At 62.3% G+C, this 26,330-nt stretch carries 30 protein-coding genes; 19 read left to right on the top strand and 11 right to left on the bottom strand.

The window, feature by feature from the left end; genetic code table 11:
• Positions 1-74 precede the first annotated feature (74 nt).
• Positions 75-389, bottom strand: a complete 315-nt coding sequence (locus ACEN84_RS25825) for a GCG_CRPN prefix-to-repeats domain-containing protein (protein WP_130280741.1) — start codon at positions 387-389, stop codon at positions 75-77.
• 91 nt (positions 390-480) lie between these two features.
• Complete coding sequence (locus ACEN84_RS25820) at positions 481-627, bottom strand: hypothetical protein (protein WP_162708655.1); 147 nt, start codon at positions 625-627, stop codon at positions 481-483.
• Between the two features lie 210 nt (positions 628-837).
• Here ACEN84_RS25820 and ACEN84_RS25815 point away from each other — a divergent pair, with 210 nt between their 5' ends.
• Positions 838-1,569, top strand: a complete 732-nt coding sequence (locus tag ACEN84_RS25815) for a sulfite exporter TauE/SafE family protein (RefSeq protein ID WP_413712179.1) — start codon at positions 838-840, stop codon at positions 1,567-1,569.
• A 13-nt stretch (positions 1,570-1,582) separates the two neighbouring features.
• Positions 1,583-1,984, top strand: a complete 402-nt coding sequence (locus ACEN84_RS25810) for a VOC family protein (protein ID WP_413712178.1) — start codon at positions 1,583-1,585, stop codon at positions 1,982-1,984.
• Here ACEN84_RS25810 and ACEN84_RS25805 read toward each other — a convergent pair.
• Positions 1,981-2,322 (bottom strand): nuclear transport factor 2 family protein, encoded by a 342-nt coding sequence (locus tag ACEN84_RS25805; RefSeq protein ID WP_413712177.1) that lies wholly within the window; start codon positions 2,320-2,322, stop codon positions 1,981-1,983. The two genes, ACEN84_RS25810 and ACEN84_RS25805, sit on opposite strands and share 4 nt — an antisense overlap.
• 161 nt (positions 2,323-2,483) lie before the next feature.
• Between ACEN84_RS25805 and ACEN84_RS25800 the strand changes: the two genes are divergently transcribed.
• Both ACEN84_RS25800 and ACEN84_RS25795 read left to right on the top strand, forming a co-directional pair.
• Positions 2,484-3,710, top strand: a complete 1,227-nt coding sequence (locus ACEN84_RS25800) for an MFS transporter (protein ID WP_413712176.1) — start codon at positions 2,484-2,486, stop codon at positions 3,708-3,710.
• Positions 3,711-3,783: 73 nt separating this feature from the next.
• On the top strand, positions 3,784-4,317 hold the full coding sequence (locus ACEN84_RS25795; RefSeq protein ID WP_246777600.1) for a GNAT family N-acetyltransferase: 534 nt from the start codon (positions 3,784-3,786) through the stop codon (positions 4,315-4,317).
• A 200-nt stretch (positions 4,318-4,517) separates the two neighbouring features.
• Here the strand turns inward: ACEN84_RS25795 and ACEN84_RS25790 are convergent, their stop codons facing one another.
• On the bottom strand, positions 4,518-5,405 hold the full coding sequence (locus ACEN84_RS25790; RefSeq protein WP_413712175.1) for a branched-chain amino acid aminotransferase: 888 nt from the start codon (positions 5,403-5,405) through the stop codon (positions 4,518-4,520).
• A gap of 232 nt (positions 5,406-5,637) precedes the next feature.
• Here ACEN84_RS25790 and ACEN84_RS25785 point away from each other — a divergent pair, with 232 nt between their 5' ends.
• Together ACEN84_RS25785 and ACEN84_RS25780 are read left to right on the top strand one after the other, a co-directional pair.
• Complete coding sequence (locus ACEN84_RS25785; RefSeq protein WP_130280729.1) at positions 5,638-6,678, top strand: zinc-dependent alcohol dehydrogenase family protein; 1,041 nt, start codon at positions 5,638-5,640, stop codon at positions 6,676-6,678.
• Between the two features lie 140 nt (positions 6,679-6,818).
• A complete protein-coding gene (locus ACEN84_RS25780) occupies positions 6,819-7,886 on the top strand; it encodes a patatin-like phospholipase family protein (protein WP_203430384.1) in 1,068 nt (355 codons plus the stop codon).
• Here ACEN84_RS25780 and ACEN84_RS25775 read toward each other — a convergent pair.
• Complete coding sequence (locus ACEN84_RS25775) at positions 7,883-8,767, bottom strand: LysR family transcriptional regulator (RefSeq protein WP_413712174.1); 885 nt, start codon at positions 8,765-8,767, stop codon at positions 7,883-7,885. The genes ACEN84_RS25780 and ACEN84_RS25775 overlap by 4 nt on opposite strands.
• Before the next feature lie 77 nt (positions 8,768-8,844).
• Here ACEN84_RS25775 and ACEN84_RS25770 point away from each other — a divergent pair, with 77 nt between their 5' ends.
• The 3 genes from ACEN84_RS25770 to tam all read left to right on the top strand — a co-directional run bounded on the left by ACEN84_RS25770 (position 8,845) and on the right by tam (position 10,887).
• Positions 8,845-9,471, top strand: a complete 627-nt coding sequence (locus ACEN84_RS25770) for a cysteine hydrolase family protein (RefSeq protein ID WP_413712173.1) — start codon at positions 8,845-8,847, stop codon at positions 9,469-9,471.
• 37 nt (positions 9,472-9,508) lie between these two features.
• Positions 9,509-9,958 carry a cupin domain-containing protein gene (locus ACEN84_RS25765; protein ID WP_413712172.1) on the top strand — a complete coding sequence of 150 codons (450 nt, stop codon included), beginning with the start codon at positions 9,509-9,511 and terminating at the stop codon, positions 9,956-9,958.
• Between the two features lie 158 nt (positions 9,959-10,116).
• Positions 10,117-10,887, top strand: coding sequence for a trans-aconitate 2-methyltransferase (gene tam / locus ACEN84_RS25760; RefSeq protein WP_413712171.1), 771 nt, complete (start codon positions 10,117-10,119; stop codon positions 10,885-10,887).
• Here the strand turns inward: tam and ACEN84_RS25755 are convergent.
• The 3 genes from ACEN84_RS25755 to ACEN84_RS25745 all read right to left on the bottom strand — a co-directional run bounded on the left by ACEN84_RS25755 (position 10,884) and on the right by ACEN84_RS25745 (position 12,027).
• Positions 10,884-11,132, bottom strand: a complete 249-nt coding sequence (locus ACEN84_RS25755; protein WP_413712170.1) for a type II toxin-antitoxin system RelE/ParE family toxin — start codon at positions 11,130-11,132, stop codon at positions 10,884-10,886. The genes tam and ACEN84_RS25755 overlap by 4 nt on opposite strands.
• A 66-nt stretch (positions 11,133-11,198) precedes the next feature.
• Positions 11,199-11,489, bottom strand: coding sequence for a type II toxin-antitoxin system ParD family antitoxin (locus ACEN84_RS25750; RefSeq protein WP_413712169.1), 291 nt, complete (start codon positions 11,487-11,489; stop codon positions 11,199-11,201).
• A 64-nt stretch (positions 11,490-11,553) separates the two neighbouring features.
• Positions 11,554-12,027, bottom strand: coding sequence for a VOC family protein (locus ACEN84_RS25745; RefSeq protein ID WP_413712168.1), 474 nt, complete (start codon positions 12,025-12,027; stop codon positions 11,554-11,556).
• Positions 12,028-12,203: 176 nt separating this feature from the next.
• Here ACEN84_RS25745 and ACEN84_RS25740 point away from each other — a divergent pair, with 176 nt between their 5' ends.
• The 7 genes from ACEN84_RS25740 to ACEN84_RS25710 all read left to right on the top strand — a co-directional run bounded on the left by ACEN84_RS25740 (position 12,204) and on the right by ACEN84_RS25710 (position 20,144).
• A complete protein-coding gene (locus ACEN84_RS25740; RefSeq protein WP_413712167.1) occupies positions 12,204-12,845 on the top strand; it encodes an HD domain-containing protein in 642 nt (213 codons plus the stop codon).
• 96 nt (positions 12,846-12,941) lie between these two features.
• The gene (zwf, locus tag ACEN84_RS25735) at positions 12,942-14,438 is read left to right on the top strand and encodes a glucose-6-phosphate dehydrogenase (protein WP_413712166.1); all 1,497 of its coding nucleotides are present in this window, start codon (positions 12,942-12,944) and stop codon (positions 14,436-14,438) included.
• Between the two features lie 173 nt (positions 14,439-14,611).
• Positions 14,612-15,175: a putative glycolipid-binding domain-containing protein gene (locus ACEN84_RS25730; protein ID WP_413712165.1), complete on the top strand. Its 564-nt coding sequence runs from the start codon at positions 14,612-14,614 to the stop codon at positions 15,173-15,175.
• Between the two features lie 125 nt (positions 15,176-15,300).
• Positions 15,301-16,509: a hypothetical protein gene (locus tag ACEN84_RS25725; protein ID WP_413712164.1), complete on the top strand. Its 1,209-nt coding sequence runs from the start codon at positions 15,301-15,303 to the stop codon at positions 16,507-16,509.
• Between the two features lie 177 nt (positions 16,510-16,686).
• Positions 16,687-17,679 carry a DUF4238 domain-containing protein gene (locus tag ACEN84_RS25720; protein WP_413712163.1) on the top strand — a complete coding sequence of 331 codons (993 nt, stop codon included), beginning with the start codon at positions 16,687-16,689 and terminating at the stop codon, positions 17,677-17,679.
• A gap of 358 nt (positions 17,680-18,037) precedes the next feature.
• Positions 18,038-18,847: a DUF4886 domain-containing protein gene (locus ACEN84_RS25715; protein ID WP_413712162.1), complete on the top strand. Its 810-nt coding sequence runs from the start codon at positions 18,038-18,040 to the stop codon at positions 18,845-18,847.
• A 100-nt stretch (positions 18,848-18,947) separates the two neighbouring features.
• Complete coding sequence (locus tag ACEN84_RS25710; protein WP_413712161.1) at positions 18,948-20,144, top strand: acyltransferase family protein; 1,197 nt, start codon at positions 18,948-18,950, stop codon at positions 20,142-20,144.
• A 37-nt stretch (positions 20,145-20,181) separates the two neighbouring features.
• Here the strand turns inward: ACEN84_RS25710 and ACEN84_RS25705 are convergent, their stop codons facing one another.
• Complete coding sequence (locus ACEN84_RS25705) at positions 20,182-21,075, bottom strand: LysR family transcriptional regulator (RefSeq protein WP_413712537.1); 894 nt, start codon at positions 21,073-21,075, stop codon at positions 20,182-20,184.
• A gap of 99 nt (positions 21,076-21,174) precedes the next feature.
• Between ACEN84_RS25705 and ACEN84_RS25700 the strand changes: the two genes are divergently transcribed.
• Entirely contained in the window at positions 21,175-22,590 is a 1,416-nt protein-coding gene (locus ACEN84_RS25700; protein WP_413712160.1) for an aldehyde dehydrogenase family protein, read from the top strand.
• A gap of 56 nt (positions 22,591-22,646) precedes the next feature.
• Here ACEN84_RS25700 and ACEN84_RS25695 read toward each other — a convergent pair whose 3' ends face one another.
• Entirely contained in the window at positions 22,647-23,207 is a 561-nt protein-coding gene (locus ACEN84_RS25695; protein ID WP_130280697.1) for a PH domain-containing protein, read from the bottom strand.
• Between the two features lie 207 nt (positions 23,208-23,414).
• On the opposite strand from ACEN84_RS25695, the gene ACEN84_RS25690 reads away from it, so the two are divergent.
• The gene (locus tag ACEN84_RS25690; protein WP_413712159.1) at positions 23,415-25,370 is read left to right on the top strand and encodes a rhomboid family intramembrane serine protease; all 1,956 of its coding nucleotides are present in this window, start codon (positions 23,415-23,417) and stop codon (positions 25,368-25,370) included.
• Positions 25,371-25,397: 27 nt separating this feature from the next.
• Positions 25,398-25,901 (top strand): hypothetical protein, encoded by a 504-nt coding sequence (locus tag ACEN84_RS25685; protein WP_130280693.1) that lies wholly within the window; start codon positions 25,398-25,400, stop codon positions 25,899-25,901.
• 63 nt (positions 25,902-25,964) lie between these two features.
• Here the strand turns inward: ACEN84_RS25685 and ACEN84_RS25680 are convergent, their stop codons facing one another.
• Entirely contained in the window at positions 25,965-26,261 is a 297-nt protein-coding gene (locus ACEN84_RS25680) for a hypothetical protein (protein WP_199625772.1), read from the bottom strand.
• Positions 26,262-26,330 lie beyond the last annotated feature (69 nt).

Raw genomic sequence — 26,330 nt, 5'->3', positions numbered from 1 at the left:
CGGATGGGGCTGGCCTCCTGAGCGCAAACAAAAACCGGGGCGAATGCCCCGGTTTCCTTTTCAAGCCGTTCGGCTCAGTAGCGATCGTAGCCGCCCCAGCCGCGCTCGCGGTAATATGGGCGCGGGCGTTCCCAGCCGCCACCCCAGCCCCAGCGCGGCGGCGGAGGACGGTGCCAGTAGCGGACCGGCGGTGCGTAACGGCGATACTCGTTGCGGCGGCATTCGCCCCAGCGGGTCATGTGCCAGCCGCGGCCGCAGGCGTAGTCGACCTTGGTCACGTCGGGCGTGACAGTCGTGTTTGCAGTAAGCGGCGCAACCGGCATCGCTTCAGCGGATATCGCCGAAAGGCCTCCGATAACGAGCGCTGCTGCCAGCGTGATGATCTTCATTGCGAATCTCCAAAATTTCCAGCCAGGATGGAGCTTCTGCCGATCGCGCTGAACCGGTGATGAACCTGACGTTCATCTGAAATAAGGCAATTTACTGCTGATGCGTCTGCACCAGCCTGGAGGTCTTTTCCGGATGAATTTGCGGCCAGTTGCTGTTGGGCGCAGGTGCGCTGCCCATCGCCGAGATGGAGACAACGATTGCCGTTACGGCCGAGAAGAGCACGAGTGCATAGGTCATGAGCTTCGATCCTTCGGGGTTGGTTCCCAGCCACCCTGGCGCGCAAACTGCTCCGGGAGGATGAATCAAAGCCTAAGCAACATGGTTAAACCCACGTGTTTTTCCCGTTAAGGAACAAGGCGGGGGATGAAGTGGCACGATCCGGGTTCATCCGGAACTTTTCTCAGCCCCCGCGTGTTGTTTCCCGAACGTCGGTTTCGGGGGAATTTCATGACGCTCGATTTCCTGTTTTTCGTGTTGGTGGGCTTCTGTGCGCAGATCGTCGATGGGGCGCTCGGCATGGCTTTCGGGGTGCTGTCGACGACGAGCCTTCTGGCGCTCGGGGTACCGGCGGCCAATGCCAGTGCCATGACGCATGTGGCGGAGATGTTTACGACCGCTGCCTCCGGCGCGTCTCATGCCTATCAGCGCAATGTCGACTGGAAGCTCGTGGCGCGGCTGGCGCCGGCAGGGATGATCGGCGGCGCGGTCGGCGCCTATATTCTCGCCAATGTCGACGGCAAGGTGATCGAGCCCTTCGTCTCCGCCTATCTGATCGCCATCGGCCTCATCATTCTCTACAAGGCCTTCCGGCCGCGCTGGCCGCGCGATGTGCATGACTGGGCGGTGCCGCCGGTCGGTCTCTGCGGCGGTGTGCTCGATGCGATCGGCGGTGGCGGATGGGGGCCGATCGTGACAAGCACGCTGGTCGGGCGCGGCCATGATCCGAAGAAGGTAATCGGTTCGACCAATCTTACCGAATTTGCCGTGACGCTGGTGATCTCGCTGACTTTCGTGGTGACGCTCGGCTGGTCGGAACTGGATTCGGCGATCGGGCTGATCATCGGCGGCGTGATCGCCGCCCCCTTCGGCGCGCTGCTCGTCAAGCGGCTGCCGGTAAAGCCCTTGATGATCGCCGTCTCGATCATCATCATTGCGACATCGGCAATCCGCTTGTTCTAGGGAGGGCAACGCGATGCAGTATCACCAGGGACGACTGATCGATCATGTGCATCTGAGAGTGCGGGATCTGGAAAAGAGCCGGGTGTTCTACCAGGCGGTCCTCAGCGCGCTCGGACGGCGCTTCACGCATGAGGGCGAGAATTTCTTTTCCTCGGACGAGCTCTATGTCGATGCCGCCGAGAGCTATGTCAGCCACCTGCACCTCGCCTTCCAGGCCGCCGATCAGGACGCGGTCCAGCGATTCTACGAAGCGGGACTGGCGCATGGCGGGCGCGAGCACGGCGCGCCGGGCGAGCGGCATTATCATGCCGGCTACTATGCCTGCTTCCTGCTCGACCCCGACGGCAACAATATCGAGGCCGTCTATCATGGGCCGGCGACACGCTCGGCCCACGAAATCGTCATCGAGCGCTAGGCTTCGCGACCGAAATAGACGTCCACCGAAGCGACCTTGCCGCCCCTGAAGCGGAAGCTTTCCATGTTGCGGAAAGCGGTACCGTCATGCTTGACGGCGCGGTAGCGGACAGCCGCCTCGTCGCCTTCAATTGAGAGATATTCGATCTCGATGGCCCCGAAAGGCGGCTTCTCGGGCCAGCAGCGCTCGAAATAGGCATCACGGCCGATATGGTCGTCACGCGGGCTCGAAAAGGTGAAGTCATCCGCCAGCATCGGCCGCGCCAGATCCTTGCGGCCCTGGACATAGGCGGCGAACAGGCCTCGGATGATGGCTTCGTGCTCGTTGCTGCTGCTCATTGCAACCTCCGTTATCTGATTGCATTTCGCAATTGGTTTATAGCAAAAATCGACCTTTAGGGCAAACCAGCCGACGGTTCGGGGCCGAACCGTCCTTGGCAGGGCGCAAAGCCGGGCGTAACCTGGCCCTCCCCCAAGATTGCAATGCAAGAGCCCCTGATATGACCGACACCCCGATGGACGCAGCAGATGCCGCGGCCGGGTCCGTTTACTGGAAGCGCAACCTGACGATCTCGCTGATCGGCTCCTTCACCACGATCGTGGCGATGACGCTGCTGCTTCCCTTCCTGCCGCTCTATGTCGAGGAGCTCGGTGTCAGCGATCACCCCGCGATCGTGCAGTGGTCGGGCATCGCCTATGGGGCGACCTTCTTTGCCGCAGCCTTCGTGGCGCCGCTCTGGGGCAGGCTCGGCGATATCTACGGCCGCAAGCTGATGCTGGTGCGCGCCAGCCTGGGCATGACGATCGCCATCTCGCTGATGGGCATGGCGGGTGACGTCTGGCAGCTGGTGGCGCTGCGCCTCTTCGTTGGCCTGGCGGGTGGTTACTCCTCGGGCTCGATGGTGCTGGTCGCGACACAGACGCCGAAGGACCGTTCGGCCTGGGCGCTCGGCATGCTCTCTTCGGGCATCATGGCCGGCAATCTCGTCGGCCCCCTGATCGGCGGGGTTCTGCCGCCGATCATCGGCATTCGCGGCACGTTTCTGGCGGCCGGCGGCATCATCTTCCTCGCCTTCCTGGCGACGGCGTTCCTGATCAAGGAAGAGAAATCCCCTTCCCGCAAGCAGGCGGCGAAGGCGAGCGGCGGCTGGAGCTCCATCCCCGACAAGGGGCCGGTGATCGCCATGCTGTTGACCGGCATGCTGCTGATGCTCGCCAATATGTCGATCGAGCCGATCATCACCGTCTATGTGGCGCAGCTCGCCAAGGAGCAGTCGCAGGTGACGATGATATCAGGCGTCGTCATGTCGGCGGCGGCGCTCGGCAGCATCCTGTCGGCCTCGCGGCTCGGCAAGCTGGCCGACCGGATCGGCCATTGGCCGGTTATCGCCGGAGCGCTGGCTGTCGCAGCGGTGCTGCTGATCCCGCAGGCGTTCGTCACCAGTTCCTGGCAGCTGATCATCCTGCGCTTCCTGATGGGGATCGCGCTCGGCGGCTTGCTTCCGTGTATTTCCGCCGTCATTCGCCATAGCGTTCCAGACAGCGCGGCGGGCAGCATTCTCGGTCTCTCGGTCTCGTCGCAATATGTCGGCCAGGTCGCCGGTCCCGTGCTCGGCGGCTTCGTCGGCGGCCATATCGGCATGCCCTCGGTCTTCCTCGGAACCTGCGTGCTGCTGGCCGGCGGCGCGGTCTTCACGTGGATTGTGAAGCCAAAAGACGAAAACTGAGACTATCGTTTGCAACTCCTGCCGCTATGATTGCGTTTCAGAACGAAACCGCATGCAACGGGGGAAACGGAGTTTGCAGCAGATATTCGTCACCGATCGTCTCATTTTGCGCCCGCGCACGCTGGCTGATCTCGATGACTGTATGGCGATGGACCGCGACCCCGAGGTGACACGCTACATCCCCGGCCCCTGGGCCGATCCAGAAGCGCATCGCCGTTTCGTCATCAACCGCATGGAAAGCGATTTCGGCGAAGGTCTCGGCTACTGGTCGATCTTTTCCAAAACGGCGCCGAAGCAGTTTCTCGGCTGGATCATGCTGATCCCCTACGACACGATCGGCCCGGATATCGAAATCGGCTGGCGCCTGAACCGCCACGCCTGGGGTCAGGGCTACGCGACGGAAGCCGCCCGCCCGGTACTCGACCACGGCTTCGACACGCTCAACTTGCCGCGGATCGTCGCGAATATCTTCGCCGGCAACGATGCATCGATCAAGGTGGCGGAGAAGCTCGGGATGAAGTTCCTGAGCGACGAGGTCTCGGATGGCCTGCCCTGCAAGGATTACGGGATCACGCAGGATGAGCGTGCGCGGATGCTGGCAGTGTGAGGGCGCAGCTGGTGCTTTCGCCCTGAGGAATTGACGGCAGTGGGTGAGCCCCCTCACCCTGCCCTCTCCCCGAGGGGAGAGGGGATGTAGGCGCGCGACGCGAAACGGTATTCCCTTCTCCCCGCGGGGAGAAGGTGGCCCATAGGGCCGGATGAGGGGGCCGCGGGCGCTGGCTTGGCGATTGCGGCCTTACCTACGGCTCATTCGCCGCTCGCCGTCCGCCCATAAGCCCAGTTCATGTAAAGCTCGAGCGCCTTGCGGGTGACCGGGCCTTCCTGGAAGTCGCGGCCATCGAGACGGTTCACGCCGACGACCTTGGAGTAGTTGCCGGAGGTGAAGATCTCGTCGGCACCCATGAAGTCTTCGACGGAGAGCGTTGCCTCGCGCACGTCGAAACCGGCCTGGCGCAACAGGCCCATGACGCGGGCGCGGGTGATGCCTGCGAGGAAGGTGCGGTTGGCGACGGGGGTGAAGACCACGCCGTCCTTGACCATGAAGACATTCGAGGATGCCGTTTCGACGACGTTGCCGTTGGTGTCGCGCATCAGCGCGTTGTCGAAGCCGCGCGAGCGGGCCTCGGCGATGGCGCGGCCGGAATTCGGGTAGAGCGAGCCGGCCTTGGCGTCGGTCATCGCCGTCTCGGGCGTCGGGCGGCGGAAGGGCGAAACGGTCAGCGACGAGCCGCCATGGCCGCCCATCGGCGCTTCGAAAAGGCAGAGGACGAAACGGGTCGATTCCGGATCGGCGGTGACGACGCTAAAGGGGGCGCCGTGTTCTGCCCAGTACATCGGCTTGATGTAGATCGGTGTCTTGCCGTCGAACTTCTTGATGCCTTCCCACGCGAGAGCCTCGATTTCCTCGGGCGTCTTGGTCGGCTTCAGGCCCATGTTGAGCGCCGAGCGGTTGATGCGCTGGCAGTGCTGGTCGAGATCCGGGGCGATGCCATCGAACCAGCGGGCGCCGTCGAAGACGGTGGAGGCGAGCCACATCGCATGCGAGGTCGGGCCGATCAGCGGCGGATTGCCGGAAAGCCACTCACCATCGACATAGGTCCATGTGGTCGAGCGGGGCGCTGTGTTGACGGCCATTTTTCTTCTCCTCAAACAAGTTGCAGCAGCAAAATCCTTCCCCGTTGGCGGGGTCAAGGAGAAACTCGTGCGCCAAAACCGGACGCAAGAAAATGGCGCGGGCGCATCGCAAGCCGCAACAATCCATCGTCGCGCTTCACGCGGATGCGATGGGTCTATCAGCAAAAATGATGGAATCCTGTGGCGTCCGCGTGCGATGATATGGACGGAATCGCAGACGAAGGAGAGCCCGATGAAAGCCATGTATTACGACGCCTTCGGCAAGACGCCGGAGATCCGCACCGTGGCCGATCCCTCGCCTTCGGAAGACGGCGTCGTCATCGCCGTCGGCGCCACCGGGCTCTGCCGCAGCGACTGGCACGGCTGGATGGGCCACGACCCCGACATCCGCCTGCCGCATGTGCCGGGCCACGAGCTTGCCGGCAAGGTGGTGGCAACGGGCAAGGGCGTGATGCGCTTCAAGGTCGGCGACCGCGTCACCGTACCCTTCGTTTCCGGCTGCGGCCATTGCGGCGAGTGCCATTCGGGCAACCAGCAGGTCTGCCCCAACCAGTTCCAGCCTGGCTTCACCCATTGGGGTTCGTTCGCCGAATATGTGGCGATCGATTATGCCGAGACCAATCTCGTGCATCTGCCCGAGGAGATCGACGATGCGACCGCCGCGAGCCTCGGCTGCCGCTTCGCCACCTCGTTCCGCGCCGTGGCGGACCAGGCGCGCACCGGCCCCGGCGAATGGATCGCCATCCACGGCTGCGGCGGCGTCGGCCTCTCGGCGATCATGATTGCCGCGGCGCTCGGCGCCAATCCTGTTGCCATCGACATCTCCGACGAGAAGCTCGCGTTTGCCCGCGAATGCGGCGCGGTGGCGACGATCAATGCGGCGACCGTCGGCGACGTCCCGGAAGCGGTACGCGAGATCACAAAGGGTGGTGCGCATGTCTCGATCGACGCGCTCGGCCATCCCGTCACCTGCTTCAACTCGATCAAGAACCTGCGCCGCCGCGGGCGCCATGTGCAGATTGGCCTGATGCTCGGCGATCACTCGACGCCGCAGATCCCGATGGCGCAGGTGATCGGCCACGAGCTGGAGATCTATGGCAGCCACGGCATGCAGGCCTGGCGCTACGACGCGATGCTCTCCATGCTTTCGGCCGGCAAGATCGCGCCTCAGAAGCTGATCGGCAAGCGCATCAGCCTCGAGGAGGGAGTTCCGGCGCTGGTGGCAATGGAGCGCTCCGAAGGGCTCGGCATCAGCGTCATCACCCAATTCTGATTGGCCTCTTGGAATGTTCGGGATCGGGACAGTCGAGGCGCAATCGTTAACTATTTATTGGTGTATTTAGTCGAATTGCAATTTATAATACATGAGGCATAATCCCGCTCGCCCGGAATGACTCCGGCGTGGAGGGGACCATGACAGTTCGATTCATCCTGTCGATCGATGGCGGCGGCATTCGCGGCCTCATTCCAGCAATCATCATCGAGGAGCTCGCCAGGCGCCTGAAGGGGCCGGCGATGCACGAGGTTTTTGACCTGATCGGCGGCACCTCGACCGGCGGCATCATCGCGGCAGGGCTCACCTGCCCGAACCCGAAGAACAAGAAGACCGCCGCCTGCACGCCCGGTGATCTCGTCAAGCTCTATGCGGACGAAGGCAAGGATATCTTCTACTCGAAACTGATCTCGCGGATCATCAATATCGGCGGCTGGCAGGAAGAACGCTACAGCGCGGCGACGCTGGAAGAAAAGCTGCAGGCGCGGCTCGGCGCCAACACACTGATCGCCGACGGGCTGACGAAGGTGCTGATCACCGCCTACGACATCCACCAGCGCGAAGCGGTGTTCATGACCAATTGCGATATGGAGAATGCCAAGTTCCGCTTCTGGGAAGCAGCGCGCGGCTCCTCCGCGGCACCCACCTATTTCGAGCCGGCGCTGGTCGAGAACCTGGCAAAACCCGCCGGCGACGAGCAGCGGAAGATCCCGCTGATCGATGGCGGCGTCTTCGCCAACGATCCGGTTCTGGCCGCCTATGTCGAGGCCCGCAAGCTCTGGCAGGCGGCGAGCGACAGTTTCGTCGTGCTCTCGCTCGGCACCGGGCGGCAGAACCGCAAGATCCCCTATCAGCAGGCCAAGGACTGGGGCGCCTTCGGCTGGATCAACCCGCAGAACGGCACGCCGCTGATCTCCGTGCTGATGCAGGGACAGGCGAGCACGGCAGCCTATCAGGCCAACAAGCTGCTGAACCCGAAGGGTGCCAAGCTGAACGCCGAGGGCTCCACCGACATGAGCTTTGCCAAGCCCGAAACACTCGCCTATTTCCGCATCGACGGGAGGCTGCAGGGCGCCAATGACGATCTCGACGATGCCAGCGCCACGAATATCGAGCAGTTGAGGACCGTGGCCGAACGGTTCATCGCCGACAACGGCGCCGTGCTCGACGCGGTGGTAGGCCGCATCAAGACGGAGAAGAAGATCTAGAGGGTCGCCATACCCGCGAACAGCGCCGAGAGACGTTCCCAGATGGCGCTGACCCTCGGCACGTCCCTGAGGCCGGGCGGCGCCAGCATCCAGAGTTCGCGGTCAGGCATAACGGCACCGAAATCGATCTCGACGAGCGAGGGATATTGCCGTGCCTGGAACCGCTGGAGCATCGCGACACCCATGCCGCCCGCGGCGGCGACGGCCTGGGTGATGGCGCTGCCGGAGCGCACCGAATAGGGATGGCGCGCATGGTGGGTCTCCAGCCAGCGGGCTTCGGCGATCAGCAGGTCGCTGTCGAGGTCGAATCCGATCAACGGCACGGCTTCGCCACTCCTCCAGCGGGCAGCCACCGCCTCGCTGGCATAGAAGCCGTGGGTAATCGTTGCGACACGCTTGCCGGTGAGATCGCTATCCGCAGGGCGGCCGAGCCGCAGCGCGATATCGGCTTCGCGATGCGCAAGACTATGGACGCGGACATCGGTCAGAATCTCAAGCTCGATGCCTGGAAGCCCATCGAGGATTTTGCCGAGATGCGGCGCCAGAAGCAGATCGGCAACCGAGCGGATGGTCGTCAACCGCACGCGCCCGCTCGGCCCCTCCGGCGACACGAGCCGATCGCGGATGACGGAGGCCGCGGTCGCCATCGACGTCGTCTCCGCCGATATCGACTGCCCCTGCACGGTCAGGACATATCCATCCGGGCGGCGCTCGAAGAGCTGGACGCCGAGCGTCATTTCCAGCGCCGATATGCGGCGGGCGACGGTGGCGTGATTGACCTTGAGCGCGCGGGCCGCCGCCGACAGGCTGCCATGGCGAGCGAGCGCCGCAAAGAAGCGCAGGTCTTCCCAGTCGATATCTGTGCGTTTCTGCTCAGTCATTGCGCTTAAATAGCGAATATTCGCTCATGACGGAAGCCGCTATTCCTGCGCTGCCAACCGAAACAGGAGATAGATCCATGGCTCCCCTCACCCTTCTTCAGCGCAGCGGCGCCACCGCCGAAGCCGCCGACTGGCAGAAAGCCGTCATCGTGGTGATCGACGCGCAGAACGACTATGTCGACGGAAGCCTGCCGCTCACCGGCGTGGAAGCGGCCGTCGCCGAAATCCGCCACCTGCTCGATCTGGCGCGCGAAAACGGCGTTCCCGTCGTTCATGTCATCCATAAGTCGGGAGCGGGAAGCTGGCTCTTTGACCCCAGCTCGCACGGCGCCGAAATCATTGCGGCGCTGGCGCCCGTCAACGGCGAACGCGTGGTCGAAAAGACGCTGCCGAATGCCTTTGCCGGAACGGACCTCCATGCCGTCCTGACCGGCATAGCCAGGGAAACCGGCAGGAGCGAACTTGTGCTCACCGGCTTCATGACCCACATGTGCGTCGGCGCCACGGCGCGCGCGGCACTCGATCTCGGCTTGAAGTCGACGGTCATCGCCTCGGCCACAGCAACACGCGACCTGCCGGACCCGCTGGGCGGCGTGATCCCGGCCGAGACGGTCCAGAGAACGGCGCTTGCCGAGATCGCCGATCGCTTCGCGACCGTAGCACGCGACATCTCAGCCGTTGCCAAACGCGCCGCGAAGGTCTAACGGGCGTGCCGTAAGAAAAAGAATGAAAGGGACGTTAATGTCCAACTCCAGTGTTAAGACTTTGGCGCAGACGGGCGCGAAGGTCTATTTCGTGGCCGGCGACCGCATCGAGCGGCAAGTCCGGCTGCAAGGCTCCTGGCTGAGCATCGTCGACGTCACCGTTCCGGCCGGCGGCAGCGCCACGCCCGAGGTGATCGACAGCCCGCAGGTGCTGCGCGTCATCGCGGGACGCCTGTCGATCTGGCGGATGGCCGATGGACGGCGCGAAGAGATCGCCGCACTCGCCGGCGATATCGTTTCGATCGCCGCGCATCAGGCCTATGGCTATGCCAATCCCGATAACGTCGAGATGATGTTTTCCGCCACCATCGACAGCGCCAGCGGCGAGGCTCTGGTCACCGCAGGCGAGACACCCGCATTGCCCGGCCCGATCCAACGGATCGGGCCTGCCGCAAACAGCGACGGCACAACCATCCGTGCCGCATAAACCCTTGAAAAGGCGCCTCATTGCAGGCGCCTTTTTCGTTCCAGTTCACCTGGATGTCATCAGGCAGCGCATATAAGCCCCGGTGAATTGCTGATAGAGAAGAGCCGCGGCGCGCCAGCCGGCGATCCGCAGAAAGAAAGCCAAGCAGGAGGTTCCCCATGGCATGGTCTGCCAGCCAATACGTCAAATTCGAGGATGAACGGACGCGCCCGGCGCGCGATCTTCTGGCGCAGGTGCCGCTGGCATCCGTCAGGAACGCCATCGACCTCGGCTGCGGACCCGGCAATTCGACGGAGCTGATCATCGACCGCTACGGCGTCGAGAATGTTTCCGGTCTCGACAGCGACGACAACATGCTGGAAGCCGCCCGCAAGCGCCTGCCGCAGACGCGCTTCGACAAGGCCGATCTCTCGGCCTGGCGGCCCTCCGGCCAGCCCGACCTGCTGTTTGCCAACGCCGTCTTCCAGTGGCTGCCAAATCACCTCGACGTCTTCGAGCGCCTGATCGATGGCTTGGCGCCGGGCGGTGTTCTCGCCGTGCAGATGCCCGATAACCTCGCGGAGCCGACGCATCTCGCGATGGAAGAGACCGCCCATGCCGGGCCGTGGAAAGCCAATTTCGAGAAGAAGAGCGTGCGCCGCAACCCGCTGCCGCCGGCATCGACCTATTACAGCCGCCTCTCCCCCAAGGCTGCGCGTGTGGATATCTGGCACACGATCTACAATCATCCGATGGCCGATGCTGCCGCGATCGTCGAATGGCTGAAAGGCACCGGACTGATGCCCTATCTCGCGCAGGCGGGTGAAGAGCACCGCGAGGCCTTCCTTGCGGATTACCTCTCGCGTATCGAAAAGGCCCATCCGAAAATGGCCGATGGCCGCGTGCTGCTGCGCTTCCCGCGGATTTTCATGGTGGCGGTGAAGGCTTAGGGGGCCGCCGGGGCGTCCCCGTCGTCATCAAGGACGACGTTCCTGCCGTGATGGAATACTCGCAGGATCGTCACTTTGCCCGCTCCGACGAGGAAGGCGATCGTCGCCTTCTTCTTGAAGCCTACCGTTCGCAAGCCCGGCCGCAGATGATCATGGCTGCGGCCGCGTTCGGGGAAGGTTTCGAATTCCTCGCAATAGTCGATGATGTGATCAACGTACGTCCGGGCGCTGATGACCCGCCACATCGGCCAGATACAGATAAATTTGCTGCAAGTCCGCTTCGGCCAGAGGATCGAAGGCGACAGCGTATTTCATTTCCGTTCGGACTTGCCGGCGTGTTGGCCGTCCATGAAGGATTGAAGGCGCTTTCGCGTCTCGGCGATCGGTATCGCCCGGCCGGGATCGGCATCCTGCGCATCGGCAGCAGGAAGAACCTCTTCCAGCAACCACTTGTCGATGGCCGCACTCTGCGCGCTCAACGCACGCAAACCGGCGCGGATGACCTCGCTTTCGCTGGCATACTCACCCGACGAAACCTTGTCCTTGACCATCTGCGCCATCTCGACCGGCAACGTGATGCTGAGTGCTTGTGTGGTGCGCATTGCGATATCCTCGATACGATTAAATCATATCAAGCTTCGCCGCATTCTACAAACCAGATGCACCCTACCCCCGCCGCGCCGCCTCGATCTTGGCGATGTCGATCTTCTGCATCGTCATCATCGCATCGAAGGCGCGCTTGGCTTCCGCGGGATTTGCCTTCAGCGCTTCGCTCAGCACCCGCGGGGTGATCTGCCACGACAGGCCCCATTTATCCTTGCACCAGCCGCAATCGCTTTCCTTGCCGCCATTGCCGACGATAGCGTTCCAGTAGCGGTCGGTTTCTTCCTGATCCTCGGTGGCAATCTGGAAGGAGAAGGCCTCGCTGTGCTTGAAGGCCGGGCCGCCGTTGAGGCCGATGCAGTCAATGCCGGCGACAGTAAACTCGACGACCAGGACATCGCCCTCCTTGCCATCCGGATAATTGCCCGGCGCGCGGACCACAGCGGTCACGGCGCTGTCGGGAAAGGTCGCCGCGTAGAAGCCGGCAGCCTCCTCGGCATCTCCGTTATACCAGAGGCAGATGGTGTTCTTGGCCATGATGCGTTTTCTCCCATTCGCTTTCCATTGCCTGGAGACATAAGGGCCGCCTTGAATTTCTCCAGTCCGGATGCGGCTTCAGGCGGCGATGGCGATATGGCGCTCGCACGGCTTCGGTGATAGGCCGGTGGCCTCGCCCGCCCGCAGCATCCCGCCTGCAGCCCAAGGAGTTCGACATGCCCAGCCCCACCGCCGATCATCTGGAAAGCTTTCTCGGCAACCGCCGTCTCAGCCAGCAGATTGCCTTCATCCTCGAAGTCGAGAAGCTGAAGACCGTGCTGCGCCGGACGCTGCTTCTCGATCGCTCGCGGGTCGAGAACGATGCCGAGCACACCTGGCAGCTGGCGCTGATGGCGATGGTGCTTTCGGAGCATTCGCGCGAGAAGGTCGAGCTCGTCCGCGTTCTGAAGATGCTGCTGATCCACGACATCGTCGAGATCGATGCCGGCGATACCTTCGCCTATGACACCGTGCTTGCCGCCAGCCAGGCGGAACGCGAACTGAAGGCCGCCGAGCGGATCTTCGCGCTGCTGCCGGAAGATCAGGCTAAAGAATTCCGGGCGCTCTGGGATGAGTTCGAAGCGAAGGCTTCGGCCGAATCCCGCTTCGCCAATGCCATGGACCGGTTGCAGCCGCTGCTGCACAATTTCTTCACCGAAGGCGGCACCTGGAGCTCGGGCGGGATAACGGCGGCAAATGTCGAGCGCCGCATGCAGCCGATCAGCATGGCTTCCGACACGCTCGGCGATCTCAGCGCCCAGTTGATCGCGCTCGCCGTCGAGCAGGGCATTCTGGCGCCGGCGCCGCAGGAGGCCTGAGCCGATCGGCGGGTGGCGGCGTCTGCGTCACGCCGCCCGCTTGCCCGCGCCGCGCCGCCGCTTATATTCGCCTGACCAGCCAAGGAGCGAGACGCCATGACCGATGCCGTGCCCACCCCGCCCGCAACGCTTGTCATCTTCGGCGCCACGGGCGACCTGACGCGACGCCTGCTCATTCCTGCGATCATCAACCTGACGCGAAGCGGCCTCGTCGGCGACGATCTCAATATTCTCGGCATCGGCATCGACCAGGGCGACGACGAGATGCTGCGCGGCAAGCTCGACGACTTTCTCTCCGGCCTCGGCGGCGACCAGCCGCTTTCGAAGGACGAGGCATGGCTGAAGCTGCGCAAGCGCATCTCCTATCTCGCCGGCGATTTCACCAAGGACGAAATCTATGGCGAGATCGGCAAGCGGCTGAATGGCAACGCCGCCTTCTATCTCGCCGTGCCGCCGCGCTTCTTCGGCGAGATCGTCGAGCGTCTGGCGGCCAACAAGCTGACCGGCGAAGGCGAGAATTGCTTCCGCCGCATTGCCATCGAAAAACCCTTCGGCACCGATCTCGCCTCAGCCAAGGCGCTCAACGCGCAGATCCTCTCCCAGGTTGCGGAGAGCCAAGTTTACCGGCTCGACCATTTCCTCGGCAAGGAAACGGTGCAGAACCTAATGACGGCGCGCTTTGCCAACATGATGATCGAGGCGCTGTGGAACAACCGCTATATCGACAACGTGCAGATCACCGCCGCCGAGATCGTCGATGTCGGCTCGCGCGGCGCCTTCTACGACGCGACCGGCGCGCTGCGCGACATGGTGCCGAACCACCTCTTCCAGCTTCTGGCGATGATCGCCATGGAGCCGCCGAACAGCTTTGATGCCGAGGCGATCCGCAACGAGAAGAGCAAGGTGCTGAAGGCGCTGCGCGTCTATACGCCCGAGGAGGCGAAGACCCATGGCGTGCGCGGCGTCTATACCGCGGGCAAGCTCAACGGCGCCGATATCACCGCCTATCACGATACGCCGCAAGTGGCGCCCGGCAGCAAGACCGAGACCTTCGTGGCCCTGAAGCTCTATGCCGATACCTGGCGCTGGGCGGGCGTGCCCTTCTATCTCCGCACCGGCAAGGCGATGACGGCGCGCGATACCGAGATCGTCGTCACCTTCCAGCCGGTGCCCTTCGCGCAGTTCCGCGAGACCGAGGTCAACCGCCGCCTGCCGCCGAACCGGCTGATCATCCAGGTGCAGCCGGATGAAGGCATGAGCATGGAAATCTCCATCAAGTCCCCCGGCCTTTCCGTCGATACCGTGCCGGTGTCGCTCGATTTCCGCTACGCCGACAAATTCGATATCGGCAAGATGACCGGCTACGAGTCGCTGATCTACGACCTGATGATCGGCGACCAGACGTTGTTCCAGCGCGCCGACGGCATCGAGGCCGGCTGGGCCGCCGTCCAGCCCTTCCTTGATCTCTGGGCCAGGGAAGGCGAGCCGGAAGCCTATGCGCCGGGCACGATGGGCCCGGCCTGCGCCGACGAGCTCATCGAGCGCGACAACCGCCACTGGCACGATATCGGCGCGATCGCCAAGAAGACGTAACCGCCCGGTTCAAGCCACGCGGCAGAAATGCTAGGTTTCCTCAGGACCAGTCGACAGTCCACGCATGGCTGAATGTCGATCGGTCCAAAACCAAAAAGGCCCGGAGCCCGGCTGACGCCCCCTTTGCCCGCCTCCGCATTGCGCGCACGCGCGTTAAAAAGGGAGGCATTCGCATGCAGACTTCAGTTCTGTTCTGGCGCCGCACCGATATCGAAGGGTTCGAGCGCCTGACGCTCAGCGTCGGCGCCGAAAGCGTGACGGCATCGTCGACCGTTCTCTGTCTCGAAGACGGCGGCTTCCGCCTCGACCATCACTGGCGGCTCGACGGCGGCTGGAGCGCGCAATCGGTCACCGTCGAGCGCTGGAACGGCCGCGACCATAGGAAGCTGACGCTGGAGCGCGTGCCCGGCGGCTGGGAAGTCGACGGCTTGCCCCGCCCCGATCTCGACGGCGCCGACGAACCCGACCTCTCCGTCACCCCTTTCTGCAACACCTTCCCGATCCGCCGCACACCGGAAACACCAGGCAGTACCCTCCCCCTCGACACCGCCTTCATCGACGGCCCGGCCATGACCGTGACCCGCTCGAAGCAGCGCTACGACCGGCAGGGGCCGGGGCGCGTGCGCTATATCGATCTCGGGTTATCGATTGGCTTCGAGGCCGATCTCAGGGTGGATGAGCGGGGGCTGGTGGTGTTTTATGAGCACTTGTTTGAAAGGGTGGCTCCTCCCGCCTGATGGCCAGATGTTGCTATTTCGTTCCTGCCTCGCTTCTATAGGCGGCAACGCGCCGATTCGGGAGATGGATTTGTGATCGGGATGACGAGTGGAGCACGCCAGACACCGGCAGGGCGGCCTGCATCGTGAAAGCCTACCTCGCCATTCTAGCCATGCCCGCAGCCCGCTGGTCCTATATCGCCGCCTTCGTCGCGCGGTTGCCGATCGCCATGGTGCCGCTCAGCCTGCTGATCTTCGTCGAGGCAGCGACAGGATCCTACGCGCATGGCGGTCTCGTCTCTGGCGCCTTTGCGCTCGGCAGCGCCTTGTCCGTGCCCTTCTGGGGACGGGCGCTTGATAGAGGCTCCCACCGGCGCGTCATAGCAGGAACCTCGCTCACCTCGGCCGCTTTCCTCGCCCTCGCGCTGATCGGCACCGCGCAGCACTGGAGCCTGCCCGCCATCGCGGGATTATCGCTCGGCGTCGGCCTGTTCTTTCCGCCGATCACCCCGGCGATGCGCGTCGCCTGGCGGCGTTTGGTCCCTGACGGTTCCGGCCTGTTGGCGCCAGCCTATGCACTCGACGCGGTAGCGGTTGAAACGCTGTTCGTCCTTGGACCGCTGGTGGTCGGCGGCCTCTATGGCGGCGGCCCCACCCTTCCCGTGATCGCCACCTCCATCCTGCTTGCGACGGGTGGCGTGGGTTATGCCGCCTCTCCGGCGGGGCGCGTCAGCGGCGAGGCGGACGGCCGATCGGCGGGCGACGCTCCCGGCGCCGTCCTTTTGCAGCCGGGCATCCTGCTTGTCGCAATCATTGCAGCCACCATGGCGGTCGGCTTCGGCCAGATGGACGTCGCGCTGACTTCCGCGGCGCAGGCGATCTCCACCCATGGCCTGATGCTCGGCCTGATGTTTGCCGCCGTCGCCATCGGCAGCATTGGCGGCGGCCTGTTCTTCGGCGCAAGGGAATGGCGCTTTTCCGCCTATCGCCTGCTTGCCGCATCGCTCGGCGGCTTCGGCCTCGGACTCGCCGGCGCCGGACTTGGCCTATGGCTGGCACTCCCGCCGCTTCTGCTGCTGCCCATTCTGACACTTACCGGGCTATTCATCTCCCCGGGCCTGCTCGTCATGCAGCAAATGATCGATCAGATACTGCCGCCCGGACGGACATCGGAGGGCCAGGCGCTGCTCAATGCAATGCTAACAGCAGGCGGAGCGGCAGGGATGGCGCTGGGCGGCTTGTGGGCTGATGCGGGGCCACCGATGCTGGTGTTTTTCGCGGCGGCGGGGACGCTTTTGGTTGGGGCGGGGATAGCGGGGTCGGCTGGTGAAAGACTGAGGGATGCCAAGACATAGTCTATGCGTGCTGGCAGTTCGACGATGGAGGAAACGATCGTCGAGAGAAGGAAAAAGTATACTGGTTGAGACCATTCAGAGCAGGGATCGACCCAGTCGGATTCATCGACCCGCAGGTAGCTCACCGCATAATCCGAGGCAGAGCATCTGACTACTTTAAAGCGATAGAGGACTCCCGTGAACAACACTCGCAATCAGCATTTCGTACCACGTGCTTACCTTCGTGGCTTTGCGAAGGGTTCGCCAGCCTATGCGGACAAGTTCCAGACTTTTGTCACTGACTTAGTTCGCCAGAAATCATTCACGACGGAAGTCCGCAATGTAGCCGCCTTGCGTGATTTTAACCGCGTCGAATTTGAGGGCGACGAGCATGATCCCAATATTCTAGAAGCGGCCTATGGCATTTTCGAAAGTTCGGCGGCATCGGCTATCCGAAGAATAGGGCGGAAGGGACAATTTGAGGGCGAGGACAAAATCACAGTTCTGAATCTTATTGCCCTGATGGCGACCAGAAATCCGCGGTTGCGGAAGAACTGGTCTGATTTTCAACAACGTCTCTATAAGACTATTGCCGCCATCACGGTTTCATCACGAGAGCGGTTCGAAAGCATAGCCAGACGAGCTGAGGCGGTCCGTCCGGCTGATGTGCGACGTGAAATCAAGCCAGAAGACTACGATAACGTGAAAGCCCTTGTGTCTTCAGATGAATACGACGTCATCACTCACCAAAACACACACATCAATCTCGAACTAAAAACTTTCGAGACGGTCCTGAGCACTCTAGTTGACCGGAAATGGATTCTTCAAATCGCGGCAAAGGCTGCTGGAGATTTCGTGACTTGCGATCATCCCGTTGTTCTCCGAAGCACCCGCGAATTGCCTGGCATTTTCGGACACCGTGCTGGTCATGGCATGCGAAATACGATGCTCTTGTTTCCGCTGACGCATCGCATGTCTCTTGTTGGTCTTTTTGAAGGCCAAGATGGCGTTATCCCCGTAGGAGCAAAATTAGTGGCACGCACGAATTCGATGATCATCGATAATGCCGACGCTCAAATCTATGCTTTTAACGATAGTTTTCAGTATTGGAAAAGTCACAGATTGCACCAGGGCAAGGAACTGTATCGGGATACGGACGCCGCACGGCGAACTGACGAACGCAATGACTAAGGCCGATCTATTGAGCCCCCCAATCCCACCGCATCTCCCAGCTATCGAGCACGTAGATCAAGTGGCTGCGACCTGCAGTTCGGTGAGATGGGCAAGCCCGCGCCTTCGCGCGGCGCGCAGGATGAGGTCGCCTTGATCGAGTACGGCGGCACCCAGGAGAGCTGGAGCCGTGTAAGCCAATGAAGCTTTCAGGAGCCTCGAAACCCCCAGCACTAAAAACCACCCAGTTTATTCAACTTATCCTTTACATATCGATGGTTACCTCATGCGGGATTGCCACGATTGTGTGAGGCCGCAGTTGTTTAAATTCGCCCGGGCAGGTGTTCTGTCAGCGATTTTGATCGGATCGCTCCTGTATTTGCCGCCGTTTAACGGCTACGTGCGCGATACCGTGGACTTCTTCGACAAGAGGCCGCGCGAGACCGCGCTGTTTATCGGCAACAGCCGGACGTTCTATCACAACATGCCCGACATGGTGCGCTCGATCGCCGACTCCGCCGGCTATCCCAACATGCTGCAGGTCGTCATGGACGCCGAGCCGGGCGTCAGCCTGGAAACGCATATGGGCGACCCGAATACGCAGGCTTTGCTGGCGCAGCGCTGGGACCATGTCGTCCTGCAGGTCCTGAGCAGCGACCAATACAGCGCCGAGCGCGCCGGCCGGACATGGGAGGTCGCCGCCGATCTGATCCGGGAAGCGCAGGCGAAAGGGTCCACGCCCGCGATGTTCGTGACCTGGCGCTACACCGATCAGTGCAAGGACAATCAAGGCATGCCGAAATCGGCAGCCGGCGTATCGCCTTCGGGCTATGCCAACATGCACCGCAACATCCAGGAGCAGCATGCGCGCCTGGCCGCATTGACCGGGGTCGATCTCGTCAATGTCGGCCTTGTCTGGGAAGACCTGCAGAGCCGTCCGCAGTCCTTCACCCTCTATGACGACTGCAACCATCCGTCGATCTACGGCAGCTATCTCTCGGCGCTGATGTTCTACGGCTATTTCTCGAAGCGTGAGGTGGCGGATGTCACTTTCAAGCCGCGTGAAATTTCACCTGAAGATGCCAGGATGCTGCGATCAGTCGTTTCCCGGTATTTCAAGGAAAAGGCAATCGCCACTCCTCCATCTGCCGATCTTGGTGGAGGAGATGGGACGTCCGGGCCGGGCTGAACACCGGCTCTATGCGGGTTTTCCGGCGGCAATAAAGATTGCCGTTCGCGATCAGCTAATGCAACCAGAGAAGAAAAATTAACGTCCGTTAAACAATCTTATGATTGTATTGCCTTGGTTGGGGCAAAACATCATGACGGACATCAAACTGAGCGGGCGGCGCCACGATCTCGATGCGTTGCGCGTTTTATGCTTCGGTACACTTATTATCTATCATACGAGCCTCGCATACGGCACGCGAACATGGCTGCTCAACGCAAGTGACGGTAGCCGCCTCATCGATCTGATTGCGGCGGGTTCCCATCCGTGGCGGATGAGCCTGCTTTTCTTCATCTCGGGCCTCGTCACGCAGTCGCTGCTGCGCAACAGGTCGATCAGCGAGGTTCGCACGGCGCGCACGCGGCAATTGCTCCTGCCGTTTGTGCTGGGCGTCCTGCTGATTGTCCCCCCGCAATTCTATCTATCGCAGCACAATCCTTTTCCGGGCCTGTCTTACTGGGAATTCTGGAAAGCGTACATCGTGTCCGGGCTGAGGTTCGAACATCTGTGGTTCCTGGCCTATCTCTGGATCTACATGTTCCTGTGGTCGCTGCTATGGCCATGCATCCAGCGACTTTGTCCGAATTTGCCGTCCGCCTTCGCAAATCAGCTCCGGGGCGCGAAGCTGCTGCTGATCCCGATCATCTTCCTTTCCGTCCTCAGGGTCTGGCTCTACCCGATCTTCGGCGAGACGCTGGTGATCAGCACCGACGTCTACGCGCATCTCGTCTATTTCCCGATGTTCCTGGCGGGCTCGCTACTGATGAACGAGCCGTCGTTCTGGCGCGAGGTGGACCGGCAACGATGGGTGAGCGGCGGCCTTGCCATCCTCTCCTTTCTCATCATCGCAACAGTCGTTCTTGCCGTTCCGCAGGACTATCGGCCGGATAGCCTCGTCATCCCGATGCGGATCGTCAGATCGATCTTCCAATGGTGCGCCATACTGGCGCTGCTGGGATTTGCGGCCAGGATCGCCAATCGCCCCAACCCGGTGATCGCCTTCCTGAACAGGTCGATGATGACCTATTATGTGGTCCACCAGACGATCATCATCATCGTTGCCTATTACATCGCGAAGTTGGGCATGCTGAATATCAGCTCTTTCATCCCCGTGATGCTGATCACCGCGATCGGCTGTGGCGTGATCGGCGAGGCGCAGAAACTGGCAATGAGATATCTTCCCGTTGTGATCTCAAGATTGGTCGCCTTGGTGAGAGTGCCCACCAAGCTATCGCCACCGGGCGCCGCGCTGGACTAGCCGCTGAGGCCACGGCGTTCACTCCGCCGTGTCCCCCTCAATCCCACCGCATCTCCCTCACCACCTCGATAAATGCCCTCAGCTTCGCCGGAATATGCCGCCTGCCGGGATAGTAGAGGCACAAGCCGGGATAGGGCGCCGTCCAGTCCTCGAGCACGCGGATCAGGCGGCCGGCCGCTAAATCTTCGCCGAGCTGCCATTCGCTGAGATAGGCGAGGCCCGCGCCTTCGCGGGCGGCGCGCAGGATGAGGTCGCTTTCGTCGAGGATGAGATTGCCGGGCACGTCCATGGTAAAGGCGTCGCCGCGCCTTTCGAATTCCCAGCGGTAGATGCTGCCGCTGGCCATGCGGGCGCGGATGCAGCGGTGGGTTTCGAGATCGGCCGGGGTTTTCGGCCGCGAGCGGGTGCTGAAATAGGCGGGCGAGCCGACGATGGCCGGGCGGATCAGGCGGTTGATCGGCACCGATATCATGTCAGGCGGCACGGCTTCGAGAATGCGGATGCCGGCGTCGAAGCCCTGGGCGTTGATATCGACCAGCGCCCCCTCGGTGACGATCTCCAACTGCATGCGGGGATAGCGCCGCAGATATTCCAGCGCCAGCGGCGCCAGCACCATGCGTGCGGCACCAACGGACGTGTTGATGCGCAGCATGCCCGAGGGTTCCGAGCGGTGCTCGTCGGTAAGATCGATGGCATTGCGGATGGCCGTCAGCGCCGGGGTGATCTCGGCGACGAACTGCTCGCCCGCCGATGAAAGCGTGACGCTGCGGGTCGTGCGGTTGAACAGGCGCACGCCGAGCCGGGCCTCGAGCGCGGCGATCTGCTGGCTGAGCGCCGAGGAGGATATCCCGAGCTCGCGGGCGGCGGCGCGGAAGCCGCCCTTTGCCGCCACCGTCACCACCGCTTCCAGCTCCGCCAGTGTGCCGCGCATCATTGTCCCGATTTTCTTATCAGCTCGTCCTTTATTCGACAGCTTATCAGAGCAATCGACCGATGCCAGATAGGGCGTATCGCAGACAGGAGAAAAGCGATGCGCAACATTACCGAGATCTATATCGACGGCGCCTTCGTGACGCCGCATGGCGAGGAGATCGCCGAACTCTTCAACCCCTCGACGGAGGAAAAGATCGGCACCGTCCGTCTTGGCGACCGCGAGGATGCGCGCGCCGCGATCGCCGCCGCCAAGCGCGCCTTCCCGGCGTCTTCGCGCACCAGCAAGGCCGAGCGGATCGACATGCTGCAGCGGCTGGCGGCGGCCGTTTCGGCCCGTGCCGGGGAGATGACGGCGGCGATGGCCGAAGAATACGGAGCGCCGCAATATTTCACCGGCTTCTCCGTCCCCTACGCCGCCTCCGCCTTCCTGAAGATGGCCGAAGTGCTTGAGACCTATGATTTCGCCCGCGTGATCGGCCGCGCCGAGGTGACCATGCAGCCGCTCGGCGTCGTCGCGGCAATCACGCCATGGAACAGCAATTACGGTTTCATCTGCGCCAAGCTCGCCACGGCACTCGCCGCCGGCTGCACCGTGGTCATCAAGCCGAGCGAGATGAGCGCCATCCAGACGCAGCTGATCACCGAATGCCTGCACGAAGCGGGACTGCCGAAGGGCGTGTTCAACATCGTCAACGGCCGCGGCGATGTCGTCGGCGCCGAGTTCAGCGCGCATCCTGATATCGCCAAGGTGAGCTTCACCGGCTCCACCGCCGTCGGCAAGCAGATCCTGCGATCCGGCGCCGAGACGCTGAAGCGGGTGACGCTGGAGCTCGGCGGCAAGGGGCCGAACATCATTCTCGACGATGCCGATCTCGACAGCGCGATCCCGACCGTGCTGATGATGGGGCTCGCCAATAGCGGCCAGGCCTGCATCGCCGGAACGCGCATTCTGGCACCCGAGAGCCGGATGGCCGAGATCCTGCCGCGGCTGAAGGCCGGGGCCGAAGCGATCAAGACAGGTGATCCCAGTGATCCGGAGGTCAAGATAGGGCCGATGGTGAGCCAGAAGCAATATGAGCGGGTGCAATCCTATATCCGCCTCGGCGAAGAGGAAGGAGCCGAGCTGCTAACCGGCGGTCCCGGCAGACCGGAGGGGCTGGAGCGCGGCTGGTTCGTACGCCCGACGATCTTCGCCAATGTCCATAACGGCATGCGCATCGCCCGCGAGGAAATCTTCGGACCGGTTCTCTCGGTGATCCCCTACAGGGACGAGGAGGACGCCATCCGGATCGCCAACGACACGAGCTACGGTCTGCAGGCCTATGTCCATTCCAGCGATCCGGCCCGCGCCAGGCGCGTGGCCGAACAGATGGAATCCGGCCGCGTCGTCATCAACGGCGCGCCGCATGAGCCCTTGGCACCCTTCGGCGGCTTCAAACAGTCAGGGATCGGGCGCGAGTTCGGGGTCTTCGGGCTGGAGGCGTTTCTGGAGCCGCGGGCGATCTTGGCTTGATGGTTAGGGCACCCGTGCGGCGATGGCGATACGGGTGCCATTACTGTTCGGGCACCTCACGCTCTTGCAGTCGGGTTTGTCCGATCTCTAAGGCTCTGAAGTTCACGCATCGCAGTGACTGTATCTTCAATGCCAACAAAAGCCAGTCTCAGCATGGTCTTGCCATCGGATGTGTCCTGAACCTCTTGGCGGAAGACGACGTTGCCCCATCCGAGAAGATTTTCGCGAAACTCGATGGCGTTGATTGCGTTTGGTCCAAAAGTCAGGACGCGCTTCCGGAAAAGCTTGGACACGATGAGAACGCGGCGATCTGTAATGGCATAGCCTGTCCACGGCGCCGCGATGGCTTCCATGATCGCCTTGCCGGCTATTCCAATCCCGACGAAAACGAAAAGAGAGGAGAAAAGGGCCAGAGGAATACTATCGGGCCGGCTGCCGTCCAGCAGAAACGGACCCAGCGGGGTACCCCCAACGATCGCAAAAACAATGCCGAAACCGATGTTCATGGCATTGCTCAAGAGCATCGCCAACGCAGTCGGCTGGCCGCTCCATCGCAGGACCTCGCCCGGCTGCAATTCGGAGAGCACGATATTTCTGGCATCCATCTGCTGAGACATGTTCGCGCCCTCCGCAACCGGACAATAGCATAACGCCGTCGGCCCACAATCGCGACCGAGCACCGCGGTCATCGGTTGGTCCTCCCGAAATTTCAGGAGTATAAAATGACCGTTAGCGTTGTATAAACAAGCATGCATATGCTGCCCGTAGCAACCGATCAGCGAATCGATCGCGCGAGACGGTTGGACCAAACGACGGGGACTGAATTGGCAGCCTGGTTTTACAAGCATCTTAACAGGGAAGTCGGCCCGGTCTCAGAAACCGAAATTCGTATTCTGCTCGAAAGCGGTCAACTGACGCCGGGGACAAAGGTGCGCACCGGGCCCGACAGTGACTGGCGCTCGATTGCGACAGCATTTGCGACGGATATGGCGACCTTGGCCGAGGCCGCAGAGACCCGGATTCCAGGAAGCGAAGGTTGGCTGACAGACGCACCCCGGGCGGATGAACGGCGTGAGCCTCAGCACTATTTCTATAATCGCGGCAAAGTTGCCAAGCCGCTTCTCATTGGCCTTGCCCTCGCCGTCGGCCTCGGCCTGGCAGGATTCCGATCCCATAGCGAAGCGGCTGCATTTGCCTACCTCGCCTATGCCTCCGCCGGGTTTTTCGCGCTGGCCGTCGTGATCTGGACGAGACGATTGCTGCAGCGTGAACCTGCTCTGACGATGGATCCCGAGGGCTTCAGGCTCGCCGAGTTTTCTGAAGACCGGGTTCCCTGGACGGCCGTGCGTGATGCCGTGAGGCACCGCTCAAGACACGCCGACAATCTCATTTTCGAGCTCGACCGCGACGTCGCCAAGACCCTCCGGCTCGCTGGCCTGAAAGGGCTGATGCAGCGGTGCCTCGGCAGGTCACGCAACAAGGCCACCGTCATGATCGCACATATGCGGGCAAAGCCGGATGTCATCGTGCGCGAAGCCAATGCCTATCTCGCAAGGGCGCAGGTGACCCGTCCACTGTCGCCGGTCGAGCAGGCGCAGGCGGCGGCGGAACAGGCGATGTCCGGAAGGCTGGAGCGCGATCGCCCGCTGATCACCTACCTTCTGATGGTGTTGCTGAGCGCGATCTACACCTGCGAGGTGGTGTTCGGCGTCGATGCCGGAGACCACGGGGCGCCCTCGATACGAACGCTTTTCGTCTTCGGCGGCACGATGCACGACAGCATCTTCATCGATCACAACTATTGGCGCCTATTTACCGCCCCGTTCCTGCATGCCGACTTTCTCCACATCCTGTTCAATCTGGTCGGCCTATGGCTGGCGGGGCGCCGGCTTGAGCCGCTCGTCGGGCGCCGCTGGTTTACCGCGCTGTTCCTGGTCAGCGCGCTGGGTGGCTCCGTGGCCTCCATTCTCTTCAACCCGCCGAACCTCGTCGGGATCGGCGCGTCCGGCGGCATTGTCGGCCTGTTCAGCGCGCTCATTGTCGCCAGCTTCCGATTTCCCGCAGGCGCGACGCGAACCGGATTGCAGATTTCGGCCGCCCGCGTTCTCATCCCCTCACTCCTGCCGCTCATCCATGCGGCCAGAGACGGAAACCAGATCGACTACGCCAGCCATACCGGCGGCGCGATTGCCGGCGCAATCGCGATGTTTGCCCTGCTCAGGATCTGGCCTCTGGAGGCAAATATCCCGCGGTTTCCGCGGGTCGCCTCCCTGCTGGGCGGCGCCTACTGTCTGGTCCTGTTGCTGGCGCTCTTCCCCATTCTCGTTGCCAGGCAGGATATTGTCGCAGATCCGTTCCTGAATTTCGTTGCCGGCCGCTACACGGAGGCGGCTTCGATATTCACGGAGAAATCGGAGAAGGGCGGAGAGCCTGCGCCCTATTACCTTCTCTGGCGATACCTCGCTCAGGTTCGCGGCGCAGATCCACAGGCGAGCAGCAATCTGCGAAATGCATTCGCGGCCGCACCCGACATCTGGCCGAAGCCGGTCTCGAAATTGCTGCTCGGCGAGGCAAGCGAAGAGGCCACCATAGCAGCAGCCGGAAACGACAACCAAAGATGCGAGGCGACGTTCTACGTGGGCGAGTGGTATCTCCTTCACGGCAAGCGCGACGTGGCCAGAGATCATTTTGCCAAGGCGCTGGCCTGGTGCCCGAAGACATACATGGAGTTTGATGGCGCCAGGGGCGAGTTGCAGCTGATGGCTGGAATAAAGCCCTGACACCGTCGCAACCTGGGAGAGGATGAAATGAAAATCGAAGTCGGCATTCTGGCGATCATCTTGACGGCATTATCCCATGGAACCTGCGACGCCGCCAAATTTCCTTCCTACTGGCAAAAGACGATGACCAACGATCCGGCAACGAATTACTTCGTTGCCCAGTCGATGAAGCCGCTTGGCAGCAGCGATGCGCAGACGCTGCGCGTCGTCCAGCTCGCCGGCGTTGCCGGTACGCAATGCCGCGGCGCCGCGCTCAACAGCAAGGCGATGCGAGCCTACAAGAAATCGACGGGCTATGAAGGAATAAAAGGCAAGGCCTATGACGACGCAGCATTTCTGGCCGACGACAGCTTCAAGTATTTCAATTTCGGCGCACTCGCGCATCTCTGTGCCGGCACCGACTATCTGTTCGGCCCTGAAGGGCATCTCGCTCCAGGATTGGTCAGAGCGGGCAAGGGCGTTCCGATCGCATCATACGATCCCCAGAACCCTTATGTGCGCCTGAAGCAACTCAAGCGGCCTCAACGATAAGCACACATACCCCCTGCCCGCCCGCAACACCGCGGGCGGCCGCTTGGGGCAGGTGAGCCCAGCCTAGTTGGCGCGGTCCGGGCAGGCCGCGTTGACGGTGCCGTCGTGGCGGCTGGTGCGGGTGTTCTCGCGCTCGCACGGCGCCGTCCAGCTCGACGGCCGGACGATAGTGATCGTGCCGGTTTCGATCGGGTCCAGCGGGATTTCCAGACCGCTCTGCTGGGCGTCATATTCCGGCGACGTGCCGGGAGGCGGGCTGCCGTCGAAACGGCCGTTGGTATCGACGCCCATGCTCGACTGAGCGAAGGCCGGAGCTGCAATGAGAAGCACTATGGATGTCACTGAAATGAGTTTACGCATGATCGTTATCCTTCCGGTGTGATCATCGCCTCTGAAACAGCAAATTGAGTGGTTTTGTTCCGCAGGTGC

It is taken from the genome of Rhizobium sp. Rhizsp82 (assembly GCF_047325115.1).
Lineage (GTDB): Bacteria > Pseudomonadota > Alphaproteobacteria > Rhizobiales > Rhizobiaceae > Rhizobium.
Note: the sequence above shows the minus strand (reverse complement) of the source record. Positions and strands in the feature narration are given on the sequence as shown.

Coding starts and splice junctions, on each gene's coding strand:
- ACEN84_RS25825 (WP_130280741.1), bottom strand. CDS start 389: ATGAAGATCATCACGCTGGCAGCAGCGCTCGTTATCGGAGGCCTTTCG.
- ACEN84_RS25780 (WP_203430384.1), top strand. CDS start 6,819: ATGACAGTTCGATTCATCCTGTCGATCGATGGCGGCGGCATTCGCGGC.
- ACEN84_RS25810 (WP_413712178.1), top strand. CDS start 1,583: ATGCAGTATCACCAGGGACGACTGATCGATCATGTGCATCTGAGAGTG.
- ACEN84_RS25700 (WP_413712160.1), top strand. CDS start 21,175: ATGCGCAACATTACCGAGATCTATATCGACGGCGCCTTCGTGACGCCG.
- ACEN84_RS25820 (WP_162708655.1), bottom strand. CDS start 627: ATGACCTATGCACTCGTGCTCTTCTCGGCCGTAACGGCAATCGTTGTC.
- ACEN84_RS25750 (WP_413712169.1), bottom strand. CDS start 11,489: ATGCGCACCACACAAGCACTCAGCATCACGTTGCCGGTCGAGATGGCG.
- ACEN84_RS25710 (WP_413712161.1), top strand. CDS start 18,948: ATGATTGTATTGCCTTGGTTGGGGCAAAACATCATGACGGACATCAAA.
- ACEN84_RS25815 (WP_413712179.1), top strand. CDS start 838: ATGACGCTCGATTTCCTGTTTTTCGTGTTGGTGGGCTTCTGTGCGCAG.
- ACEN84_RS25800 (WP_413712176.1), top strand. CDS start 2,484: ATGACCGACACCCCGATGGACGCAGCAGATGCCGCGGCCGGGTCCGTT.
- ACEN84_RS25695 (WP_130280697.1), bottom strand. CDS start 23,207: ATGTCTCAGCAGATGGATGCCAGAAATATCGTGCTCTCCGAATTGCAG.
- ACEN84_RS25685 (WP_130280693.1), top strand. CDS start 25,398: ATGAAAATCGAAGTCGGCATTCTGGCGATCATCTTGACGGCATTATCC.
- zwf (WP_413712166.1), top strand. CDS start 12,942: ATGACCGATGCCGTGCCCACCCCGCCCGCAACGCTTGTCATCTTCGGC.
- ACEN84_RS25790 (WP_413712175.1), bottom strand. CDS start 5,405: ATGGCCGTCAACACAGCGCCCCGCTCGACCACATGGACCTATGTCGAT.
- ACEN84_RS25805 (WP_413712177.1), bottom strand. CDS start 2,322: ATGAGCAGCAGCAACGAGCACGAAGCCATCATCCGAGGCCTGTTCGCC.
- ACEN84_RS25730 (WP_413712165.1), top strand. CDS start 14,612: ATGCAGACTTCAGTTCTGTTCTGGCGCCGCACCGATATCGAAGGGTTC.
- ACEN84_RS25740 (WP_413712167.1), top strand. CDS start 12,204: ATGCCCAGCCCCACCGCCGATCATCTGGAAAGCTTTCTCGGCAACCGC.
- ACEN84_RS25745 (WP_413712168.1), bottom strand. CDS start 12,027: ATGGCCAAGAACACCATCTGCCTCTGGTATAACGGAGATGCCGAGGAG.
- tam (WP_413712171.1), top strand. CDS start 10,117: ATGGCATGGTCTGCCAGCCAATACGTCAAATTCGAGGATGAACGGACG.
- ACEN84_RS25785 (WP_130280729.1), top strand. CDS start 5,638: ATGAAAGCCATGTATTACGACGCCTTCGGCAAGACGCCGGAGATCCGC.
- ACEN84_RS25705 (WP_413712537.1), bottom strand. CDS start 21,075: ATGCGCGGCACACTGGCGGAGCTGGAAGCGGTGGTGACGGTGGCGGCA.
- ACEN84_RS25765 (WP_413712172.1), top strand. CDS start 9,509: ATGTCCAACTCCAGTGTTAAGACTTTGGCGCAGACGGGCGCGAAGGTC.
- ACEN84_RS25775 (WP_413712174.1), bottom strand. CDS start 8,767: ATGACTGAGCAGAAACGCACAGATATCGACTGGGAAGACCTGCGCTTC.
- ACEN84_RS25755 (WP_413712170.1), bottom strand. CDS start 11,132: ATGTGGCGGGTCATCAGCGCCCGGACGTACGTTGATCACATCATCGAC.
- ACEN84_RS25770 (WP_413712173.1), top strand. CDS start 8,845: ATGGCTCCCCTCACCCTTCTTCAGCGCAGCGGCGCCACCGCCGAAGCC.
- ACEN84_RS25680 (WP_199625772.1), bottom strand. CDS start 26,261: ATGCGTAAACTCATTTCAGTGACATCCATAGTGCTTCTCATTGCAGCT.